Origin of the sequence: Marinobacter sp. UBA2498, assembly GCF_002341575.1 — a bacterium.
In the GTDB taxonomy this organism is placed as follows: Bacteria; Pseudomonadota; Gammaproteobacteria; order Pseudomonadales; family Oleiphilaceae; genus Marinobacter; species Marinobacter manganoxydans.
The window spans coordinates 8,212-15,131 of sequence record NZ_DDOI01000045.1; the positions used below are offsets into that span (position 1 = coordinate 8,212).

A 6,920-nucleotide genomic window follows, 5' to 3' on the forward strand; every position below is an offset into this window, starting at 1 on the left:
TGGGTTTTCTTGACGAAGTCCGCCGCTTCTTCCGGGTCGGTCAGCATCTGGCTGTGATCCAGGGTACCTTCGGCACCGATGCCGTCTTCTTCACCGGCCTGGCCGGTTTCGAGAGAACCCAGGCAACCCAGCTCGCCTTCTACGGAGACACCGCAGGCGTGGGCCATTTCAACGGTGCGACGGGTAACATCAACGTTGTATTCGTAGTCGGTGGGGGTTTTACCGTCTTCACCGAGGGAGCCGTCCATCATCACGGAGCTGAAGCCCAGCTGGATGGAGCGCTGGCACACGGAGGGGCTGGTGCCGTGGTCCTGGTGCATGACCACCGGGATGTGCGGGAATTCCTCGATGGCCGCCAGGATCAGATGGCGCAGAAATGGCGCACCGGCGTACTTACGGGCACCGGCGGAGGCCTGGACAATCACCGGCGAATCGGTTTTGTCGGCGGCTTCCATGATGGCGCGCATCTGTTCCAGGTTGTTGACGTTAAAGGCTGGCACACCGTAACCATGCTCGGCGGCGTGATCCAGCATTTGCCGCATCGAAATCAGGGCCATGGGTCGTCTCCTTCATTTGGACTTTGGGGATAGTTGGATTCTTTCAGTAACTCGTTACGCGCCGCGTTCTTCCAGCACCGCTACTGCCGGGAGCGTCTTTCCTTCTACGAATTCCAGGAACGCGCCACCACCGGTGGAGATATACGAGATTTTGTCAGCAACGCCGTACTTGTCAACGGCGGCGACGGTATCACCACCGCCGGCGAGGGAGAAGGCGTCACTTTCGGCGATGGCATTAGCAAGCGCTTTGGTGCCGTTGCCGAACTGGTCGAATTCGAAAACGCCAACCGGGCCGTTCCAGAGGATGGTTTTGGCGTTTTTCAGCAGTTCAGCGAATTCGCCCGCGGTCTCTGGGCCCACATCGAGAATCATGTCGTCGTCGGTGACGTCGGAGATGTTCTTGACGGTTGCGGTGGCGGTTTCGGCGAACTCGCTGGCAACCACCACGTCGACCGGCAGCGGGATTTCAACGCGGCTGGCGATTTCTTTGGCGGTGTCGATCAGGTCGTGTTCGCACAGGGATTTGCCAACCGGGTGACCAGCAGCCGCCAGGAAGGTGTTGGCGATGCCGCCGCCCACGATGATGGAGTCGCAAACCTTCTCGAGGGCGTTGAGCACGTCCAGTTTGGTGGAGACTTTGGAGCCACCAACAATGCCCACCACGGGCTTGGCCGGGTTATCCAGTGCTTTGCCCAGGGCTTCGAGTTCGGCCGCCAGCAGAGGGCCGGCGCAGGTTTCGGGAGCGAATTTGGCTACGCCGTGGGTGGAGGCCTGGGCGCGGTGGGCGGTGCCGAAGGCGTCCATTACGTAGACGTCGCACAATGCCGCGTACTTCTTCGCGAGGTCTTCGTTGTCTTTCTTTTCGCCTTTGTTGAAGCGGACGTTCTCGAACAGGACAACTTCGCCATCGGCCACTTCAACGCCGTCCAGGTAATCCTTGATCAGGCGAACTTCCTGGCCCAGCACTTTGGTCAGGTGGTCGGCGACAGGCTTCATGGAGGAGGCTTCGTCGTACACGCCTTCTTCCGGGCGGCCCAGGTGGGACATCAGCATGACTTTGGCGCCGGCGTCTTTAGCAGCCTTGATGGTGGGCAGTGAGGCGCGGATGCGGGCGTCGCTGGAGACTTTGCCGTCCTTGACCGGCACGTTCAGGTCTTCGCGGATCAGCACTCGCTTGCCAGCGAGGTTGAGGTCGGTCATTTTCTTGATGGCCATAACGTTCGTCCCTTCAACAAAATTTCAGATTAAGAATGTTTGGTTAACCAGCTTTTGCTGACATCGAGCATCCGGTTCGCGAACCCCCACTCATTATCGAACCAACACAGCACTTTCACCATGGTGCCCCCGGTGACCCGGGTCTGGCCGCCATCCACCACGCCGGAGTGGGCATCGTGGTTGAAGTCGGAGCTGGCCAGCAGTTCGTCGGTATAGCCGAGTATGCTCTTTAACGGGCCGTTGGCGGCCTCTTCTAACAGGTTGTTCACCGCTGCCACGTTGGTGGCTTTGCCCACGTTCACCACCATGTCGATGGCGGAGACATTCATGGTCGGCACCCGCATGGCGACCGAACTGAACTTGCCTTCCATGCTCGGCAGCAACCGCTCAATACCTTTCGCAAGACCGGTTTCCACCGGAACGATGTTGTGCAGGGCGCTGCGGGTTCGTCGCAAATCCTGGTGGTGGTAGGCATCGATAACCGGCTGGTCATTCATGGCCGCGTGAATCGTGGTGGTACTGCCCTGCTGCACGCCAAAGGCGTCGTCCAGCACCTTGATCACAGGCACCAGGCAGTTGGTGGTGCAGGAGGCGGCTGCAACGATCACGTCTTCCGGTGTGAGATCAGCGTGGTTGACCCCGTAGACAACGGTGCGGTCCACATCGGACTCGGCCGGCTGCGAGAAGAGCAGGCGTCTGGCCCCGGAATCGATGTGCTTCTCGGCCGTAGCACGATCCGAGAAGGCGCCGGAACATTCCAGTACCAGATCGACATCAAGCAGGCGCCAGGGCAGCTCTGCCGGGTCAGCGTGACTCAACACGCGGATGGCATCGCCATTGACCATCAGGTCCTGACCCGATACCGAAATGTCACCCTGGAAACGCCCGTGGGTGGAATCGTATCGGGTCAGGTGGGCAATGGTGTCGATATCCGACAACTCGTTGATCGCGACCACCTGAAGGTGATCGCGGAAGCCGTTTTCATAAAGCGCACGCAACACGCACTGGCCGATTCGGCCGTACCCGTTGATGGCGACACGAAAAGGCGCAGAGTCCGTCATCAGGCGTCCAGAAGCTCAGCAGCCACTTCCAAGACATTGTCGACGGTAAAGCCGAATTCCTTGAACAGCTCACCGGCCGGGGCGGACTCACCAAAGGTGGTCATGCCGATGATGCGACCGTCCAGGCCAACGTACTTGTACCAGTAATCGGCAATGCCGGCTTCAATGGCGATGCGGTTGGTGACATCCAGCGGCAGGACCTGCTGCTTGTACTCGGCGCTCTGGGCATCGAACACGTCCGTGGACGGCATGGAAACCACGCGCACGTTCTTGCCCTGATCACGAAGCTGGGCAGCCGCATCCTGCGCCAGGCCGACTTCGGAGCCGGTGGCAATCAGGATCAGGTCCGGCGTGCCTTCGCTGTCTGACAGGATATAGGCGCCCTTGGCTACGTCCGCCAGCTGTTGGGCATCGCGCGGCTGTGCCGGCAGCCCCTGACGGGAGAAGACCATGGCGGTCGGGCCATCGGTGCGCTCAAGAGCTGCTTTCCAGGCCACTGCGGATTCAACAGTATCCGCCGGACGCCACATGCTCATGTTGGGCGTGGTGCGCAGACTGGCCATCTGCTCGATAGGCTGGTGAGTCGGGCCATCTTCACCCAGGCCGATGGAGTCGTGGGTGAACACGAAGATGGAACGCTGCTTCATCAGCGCAGCCATGCGCACGGCGTTGCGGCAATATTCCATGAAGATCAGGAAGGTCGCGCCGTAGGGCACGAAACCGCCGTGCAGGGCGATGCCGTTCATGATCGCAGCCATGCCGAATTCACGGACACCGTAATAGATGTAGTTACCGCTGGCATCTTCCTTGGTCAGACCCTTGGTGTCGGACCAGATAGTCAGGTTGGAACCGGCCAGGTCGGCAGAGCCGCCCATCAGTTCCGGCAGCAGCGGGCCGTAAGCGTTCAGAGTGTTCTGGGACGCCTTGCGGGAAGCCACAGTCTCGGCCTTGTCCTGGCATTCCTGGATGTAAGCCTGGGCCTTCTCGGCAAAGTCGGCGGGCAGGTCGCCAGCCATGCGGCGCTTGAACTCAGCCGCCAGTTCCGGCTCCGCTTTTTCGTAGGCGGCAAACTTCTGTTCCCACTCGGACTGGGCAGCGGCACCTTTTTCACGGGCGTTCCAGGCACTGGCGATGTCGGCCGGAATTTCGAACGGACCGTACTGCCAGCCCAACTGCTCGCGGGTCAGGGTGATTTCGTCGTCACCCAGGGGGGCACCGTGACAGCTTTCCTTGCCCTGTTTGTTCGGGGAACCAAAGCCGATGATGGTCTTGCAGCAGATCAGCGTGGGCTGTTCGGTGTTGGCACGGGCGGCTTCGATCGCGGCGCGAATGGCGTCGGCGTCGTGGCCGTCGACTGCGGGAATCACCTGCCAGCCGTAGGACTCGAAACGCTGCGGGGTGTTATCAGTAAACCAGCCATCCACTTCGCCATCGATGGAGATGCCGTTGTCGTCGTAGAAGAACACAAGCTTGCCGAGGCCCAGGGTGCCTGCCAGGGAAGCCACTTCGTGTGAGATACCTTCCATGAGGCAGCCGTCGCCGAGGAACGCATAGGTGTAGTGATCAACAATCTCGTGGCCCGGACGGTTGAACTGCGCTGCCAGGGACTTCTCGGCAATGGCAAAACCAACGGCGTTGGCAATGCCCTGGCCCAGGGGACCAGTGGTGGTTTCAATGCCCGGGGTGTAGCCGTACTCGGGGTGGCCCGGCGTCTTGGAGTGCAACTGGCGGAAGTTCTTGATGTCGTCGATGGAAACGTCGTACCCGCTCAGGTGCAGCAGGGAATACTGCAGCATGGAGCCGTGACCGTTGGACAGCACGAAGCGGTCCCGGTTGGCCCACTGAGGGTTGGCCGGGTTGTGGCTCAGGTAATCGTTCCACAGAACCTCGGCGATATCCGCCATACCCATGGGCGCACCCGGGTGGCCGGACTTGGCTTTCTGAACCGCATCCATGCTCAGCGCGCGAATGGCGTTGGCGAGATCTTTACGAGACGGCATTGACGTTTCTCCAGTGTTTTGCAGGAAAAGAATTCGCAGTGATTAAAGGGCGATCAAAATGAGGCGCGTATTTTCGCCGATTAGTGTGTGCCGGGGCAAATCGGCATGTGCCTGTTTCACGATTGTTTGCCTGTGGATTTCCGAAAGGTCTGATTTCAAAGAACGATAAATCTATATCAAAATTTTTTGATATGCCTATTGATTGACCACCCGAAGCCCCCTACACTTCGTTTCCATGACATCCATGAACACACACGCCGACAACCTGTCCTCCGTGGACGCACTGGCCCCGATCTTCAAAGCAGGCGGGGATCCGTTGCGCCTGGAGATTCTGCGTGTGTTGAGACGGGATACGTTCGGAGTTCTGGAGCTCAGCCAGTTGTTTGATATGCGCCAGTCCGGCATGAGTCACCACCTGAAGGTAATGAACAAGGCTGGTCTGCTTGAGCCCCAGCGTGAAGGCAATGCGATTTTCTACCGTCGCCCGCTGCACCTGGACAGCGACAAGCCAACCGACCAGACCATCCGACAGATATTTGAAGCGGTAGACCGGGTGCCACTGCCACCACATCTGCAGGAGCGCATTGAGGCCATCCGCACACAGCGCGCAGACCAGTCCCAGGCTTTCTTCGCCCGGCATGCGGAGCAGTTCCGCGAGCAGCAGGAACTGATCGCCGCTTTTGATCTTTACGCAGAGCCGGTCGCGGAAATGATCCGCAAACGGTCCCGCAAACATCAATGGCAGGCCGCACTGGAAATCGGCCCCGGCGAAGGTGCCTTCCTACCGGTTCTGGCAGAGCTTTGTGGGCATGTGGTTGCACTGGATAACAGCCGGGACATGCTGGCCAAGGCAACCCGCACCTGCATTGACGAACGGCTGAACAACATCGACCTGATAGAAGGTGTTACCGATACCCTGCTGGCCAGGGGCGACGCCTTCGACCTGGTCGTTGCGAATATGGTTCTGCATCACGTACCCAGCCCTGCTGACATCTTCCTGGATGCCGCGGCGCTGATGAATAACGGCGGCTGCTTCGTAATCAGCGATCTGTGCAGTCACGACCAGGACTGGGCAAAAGCAAACTGCGGTGATCTCTGGCTGGGCTTTGAACCGGAAGAGCTCACCACCTGGGCAGCGGACGCTGGCCTGGTTGCCGGAGAACAGCTGTTTATCGGCTTACGGAACGGTTTTCAGATCCAGGTGCGCGAATTCTGGAAACACAGCGGCCAGATTTGACGACCTGAATCGCAATATCAACAAATTTTGATATACGGATACGTAGTTTTACGTATCCTTGCACAGACCACCAAACCGGATACCGGAAAGCGCTTTAAGAAAGTCGCTTACCGGCCTGAATTTGAATCGCTCACAGAGGAGCATGCGCTATGGCTGACTACAACATCTTCACTTCCGAATCGGTCTCTGAAGGCCATCCGGACAAACTGGCAGACCAGATCTCTGATGCCGTGCTGGATGCCATCCTGACCGACGATCCCCATGCCCGCGTTGCCTGCGAGACCATGGTAAAAACCGGTGTGGCCATCGTTGGCGGTGAGATCACCACCAGCGCCTGGGTGGATCTGGAAGACCTGGTGCGCGGTGTCATCAAGGACATCGGCTACACCTCCTCGAAAGTGGGCTACGACGGCGACACCTGCGGCATCATCAACATTATCGGCAAGCAGTCCGTCGATATCGCCCAGGGCGTTGATCGCAAGAAGCCTGAAGACCAGGGTGCCGGCGATCAGGGCCTGATGTTCGGCTATGCCAGCAACGAAACCGACGTACTCATGCCGGCGCCGATCACTTTCTCTCACCGCCTGGTGCAGCGACAGGCCGAGGCCCGCAAGAGCGGCCTGCTGCCGTGGCTGCGCCCGGACGCCAAGAGCCAGGTGACCTGCCGCTACGAAAACGGCCGGGTTGCCGGTATCGACGCGGTGGTTCTGTCCACCCAGCACGATGAGGACGTGACCCAGGAAGACCTGAAAGAAGCGGTGATGGAACTGATCGTCAAGCACGCCTTGCCGCCTGAGCTGCTGCACAAGGACACCCAGTTCCACATCAACCCGACCGGCAAGTTCGTGAT

Annotated in this window: 6 protein-coding genes; 2 read left to right on the forward strand and 4 right to left on the reverse strand. The window is 59.4% G+C overall.

What is annotated here, in order from left to right:
• The 4 genes from B2W52_RS05020 to tkt form a co-directional block, all read right to left on the reverse strand.
• A partial coding sequence (locus tag B2W52_RS05020; RefSeq protein WP_286801728.1) for a class II fructose-bisphosphate aldolase occupies positions 1-557 on the reverse strand: 557 nt, incomplete at its 3' end.
• A 54-nt stretch (positions 558-611) separates the two neighbouring features.
• Positions 612-1,772: a phosphoglycerate kinase gene (locus B2W52_RS05025; RefSeq protein ID WP_273072639.1), complete on the reverse strand. Its 1,161-nt coding sequence runs from the start codon at positions 1,770-1,772 to the stop codon at positions 612-614.
• Between the two features lie 29 nt (positions 1,773-1,801).
• On the reverse strand, positions 1,802-2,833 hold the full coding sequence (gap, locus tag B2W52_RS05030; RefSeq protein ID WP_008175297.1) for a type I glyceraldehyde-3-phosphate dehydrogenase: 1,032 nt from the start codon (positions 2,831-2,833) through the stop codon (positions 1,802-1,804).
• On the reverse strand, positions 2,833-4,833 hold the full coding sequence (tkt, locus tag B2W52_RS05035) for a transketolase (RefSeq protein WP_092031990.1): 2,001 nt from the start codon (positions 4,831-4,833) through the stop codon (positions 2,833-2,835). Before tkt ends, gap begins: the two co-directional genes overlap by 1 nt.
• A 244-nt stretch (positions 4,834-5,077) precedes the next feature.
• On the opposite strand from tkt, the gene B2W52_RS05040 reads away from it, so the two are divergent.
• Together B2W52_RS05040 and metK are read left to right on the forward strand one after the other, a co-directional pair.
• Positions 5,078-6,070, forward strand: a complete 993-nt coding sequence (locus tag B2W52_RS05040) for an ArsR/SmtB family transcription factor (protein WP_227499645.1) — start codon at positions 5,078-5,080, stop codon at positions 6,068-6,070.
• 149 nt (positions 6,071-6,219) lie between these two features.
• Positions 6,220-6,920, forward strand: a 701-nt coding sequence (gene metK, locus B2W52_RS05045; protein WP_286801736.1) for a methionine adenosyltransferase, incomplete at its 3' end; no start/stop codon positions are given.

Excerpts from the sequence above, each read along its gene's own strand:
- gap (WP_008175297.1), bottom strand. The coding sequence starts at position 2,833 with ATGACGGACTCTGCGCCTTTTCGTGTCGCCATCAACGGGTACGGCCGA.
- B2W52_RS05040 (WP_227499645.1), top strand. The coding sequence starts at position 5,078 with ATGAACACACACGCCGACAACCTGTCCTCCGTGGACGCACTGGCCCCG.
- B2W52_RS05025 (WP_273072639.1), bottom strand. The coding sequence starts at position 1,772 with ATGGCCATCAAGAAAATGACCGACCTCAACCTCGCTGGCAAGCGAGTG.
- tkt (WP_092031990.1), bottom strand. The coding sequence starts at position 4,833 with ATGCCGTCTCGTAAAGATCTCGCCAACGCCATTCGCGCGCTGAGCATG.